The sequence below is a fragment of the Microbulbifer halophilus genome, assembly GCF_026183675.1.
Classification (GTDB): Bacteria; Pseudomonadota; Gammaproteobacteria; order Pseudomonadales; family Cellvibrionaceae; genus Microbulbifer; species Microbulbifer halophilus.
The window spans coordinates 1-2687 of the sequence record NZ_JAPIVK010000072.1 but is presented as its reverse complement, the minus strand read 5'-3'; the positions used below and the strand labels follow the sequence as shown (position 1 = coordinate 2687).

The following is a 2687-nucleotide window of genomic DNA, read 5'->3' as shown; positions in this document are numbered from 1 at the left end:
CGGAAGAGGCGCTGGGTTTTAGGTGGGGTTTATTGATCGCTTACGTATCCTGAACATCCTTTGTACAGCAATCAGAAACAATACAAGCCCGGCACCCATTGCCCACCAGTAGTGGTCTGTGAAAAATGGAAGGATAGTGATAATCAGGGTGAATAGTAATAACGATAAAGTGATTCCATCGGTACTTTTTCTGGTAATAGTGAACAGGAAGATGGAAAGGCCAGTTATATAGGGCCAGAAGCTCACCCAGCCGGAGGTTTCCATTTCCACGGAAATTTCTGGAGCAGTGGAGGAAGGCGAAGGAGTCGTTAGAATTCCCTCCCGGAAGAACATGAAATAGCCGACTATCGCAAGGAGGTAAGGGCCCGGTATCATAGTCCATTCCTCAGGAGAGGCTTTTAGCCAACCTTTCTTGTAGGCGAATCCCTGGGTTGCAACTGTGATCAGTATCAGAGGCAGTGTGAAGGGAAGATTGATCCAGAACTCATCGTGATAATACAGCGCAATAAACGGGGTAAAGAAGATAAGATCGCTGAGTCGGCCTTTAGAAGTAGTGGAGTTTTCGGAACTTTGTGTCAGCCGTATGGTGGCATAACAGTCAACGCCTAGACATAGCAAGGCTGCTATTGCTAAAGCTGGAAGTATTGAGACAATTTCGGGCATACTGTAGAGGTCAAGTTTTACGTCGTAGCCACCGAATGATCGAAGATGGATGCCTTTCTAGGAGCTCCATAACTTTTGGCTACGGGTATTCGGCCTTTTCTGCTGATTGGCTTTAGCTGATCAGAGCCTTATGGCGATCAGGGAGAGTTGCAGAATGATATCTATAGCCATAAAAGTCGGGGCTGACGAACCGAAGTCGCTCAGAGAGACTGAGCAACTCGGTGTCAAAGTGGGCTAGAGCAGATGGGACGGTCTCTAGTCGACGTGGCGCCCTGCACGGAGTACCAAGTCGGATACCGCGCGGTGTACCCGGATAAATATCATGCGGATAAACGCCACAGTAATACTTACATCCGACGATATCCTGACCCCGATCAGTTGTGCTAGTCGCTTAATCAGGCGAACTACCCAGAAAGAGGCATCCTTGCTGATCTGGTAGGCCTTGTGCATGAGCATCGCCAAACGGTCCAGAAGGGTGAATGCGGTGCCTGCCCCTACTACCAGGGTGATTCCGGCCAGTTCCGCCACCTTCTTCAATACCCAAAGCAATGCATCGCCTGCGATTCTAGCCGTGTTCAGGGTAAGCGATATCATTGAGTCGGACTCAAGCCAAGCTTCGATATCTCTTTCGAATGCACCTTGCGGTCGCAGCTTTCTGACATCCTCCCAATCCAGCGAGTCACTATCATTGGGCGCTACCGACCTTACATATGTAGAGCTGGAATGATGTGTGATCGGGTTGAGGCTGGATGGCGAGGGAAGTAGGAAGTCACCGAGTCCCCCGTCTGGCACATGATGGAAAGGCCAGGTCGGAACCATGGGAACTGCATCCTGCGAGTGGTAGACACGGTGGATGTTCGCCTCTCCCAGCCGCTTCTTGCACTCGTTGGCAAAGAAATCCAGGCCGACACGAGGGCTGCCGAATGTATAGAGTTTTACCGTTTTGGAGGTGTTACAGGCCAGCCAGTCGGCTGTCATTGTTGCCAGTGCACCGCCCAGGCTGTGACCAACACAGTGGATGGTATGCACGTCGGAAGGCAAGCTTTGGGAAAACCTTTCCAGCTGTGGCAGAAAGGATGCAAAGCTATAATAGAATCCTTGATGGACGGCCCCGCCGGTATGCGACCTTCTGACCCCTGCATTCAAGTCGGTAAGGGCGTCGTAACCGCTTGCTGTACCCTTTAGTGCGACAATCGCCTGGCCTTTATATCGGCCCAAGCCGTGGGCGGCTATTCCCATGGTGTGCTCATTTTTTAAGAAAACGAGCGCTCCTGTTTCACCATCAAGTTTTTGGCTTCCGGATCCACTGACTTCCAAGTCTTGGCTGTATATGTCTGTAAATAACTCCTGAGTATTTGGGTCCTTGATGAGGTAGATATCTTTGGCGAGTTGAGCGCTGTACTTTGGAGATAGCATGTGAAGCACTTCCTTCTTGCTTGATTAGTTTAATTCCACTGGCAGGAGGTTTTAACTATTGAGTCAAAAGCCCTCTCAGTCTTTGGGTCATCTGAAAGCTCGCAGTCCAGCTCTAGTGGGCTTCCACTCATTTCAAAGTTCTCGGCGGGATCCCGTTTGGCATATACCCATATTTTGTAGTCTTTTTCTTGATACTGGACGCTGATTACCTGTGATGAAACAAACTCTACAGGAAGAACCTGGGTCACAGAGCTCTCGTACATGGCCGGAAGTTGAACAGTGCCATTCTCGTCTGCTTTGAAGGTATCGACAACTTCCTCTTTCCAGTTGACGGTGCGGGTTACTTTGGCACCGTCGGCGGGTTTTCCGTCTAGCGTAAGTCGGAGCTTCATTTCAGAGAAGGTGCATGCTTTAAAAGGATTTAGAGAACTCATGGTATTACCTGATACAGGAATCAATGCGATTATAAAAGCAAGGAAATAGAAGGATTTCCCTATATTCAAATTTCGACGGTACAGCGTCATTGTGGTCAGCCCCCGATCAGTACGGTCGGGCACCCGACCACAATCTTCCCACCGTGCGCCGTGCTGTCTCCCATGCGCGCCGCG

General features: G+C 50.0%; 3 protein-coding genes. All 3 read right to left on the bottom strand.

The annotated features are described in order from the left end of the window. Positions 1-18: 18 nt before the first annotated feature. Complete coding sequence (locus OQE62_RS19210; protein WP_265723660.1) at positions 19-663, bottom strand: hypothetical protein; 645 nt, start codon at positions 661-663, stop codon at positions 19-21. Between the two features lie 255 nt (positions 664-918). Continuing rightward, a complete protein-coding gene (locus OQE62_RS19205; protein ID WP_265723659.1) occupies positions 919-2079 on the bottom strand; it encodes a lipase family protein in 1161 nt (386 codons plus the stop codon). A 29-nt stretch (positions 2080-2108) separates the two neighbouring features. Beyond that, positions 2109-2687, bottom strand: a 579-nt coding sequence (locus tag OQE62_RS19200; RefSeq protein ID WP_265723658.1) for a DUF6795 domain-containing protein, incomplete at its 5' end; no start/stop codon positions are given.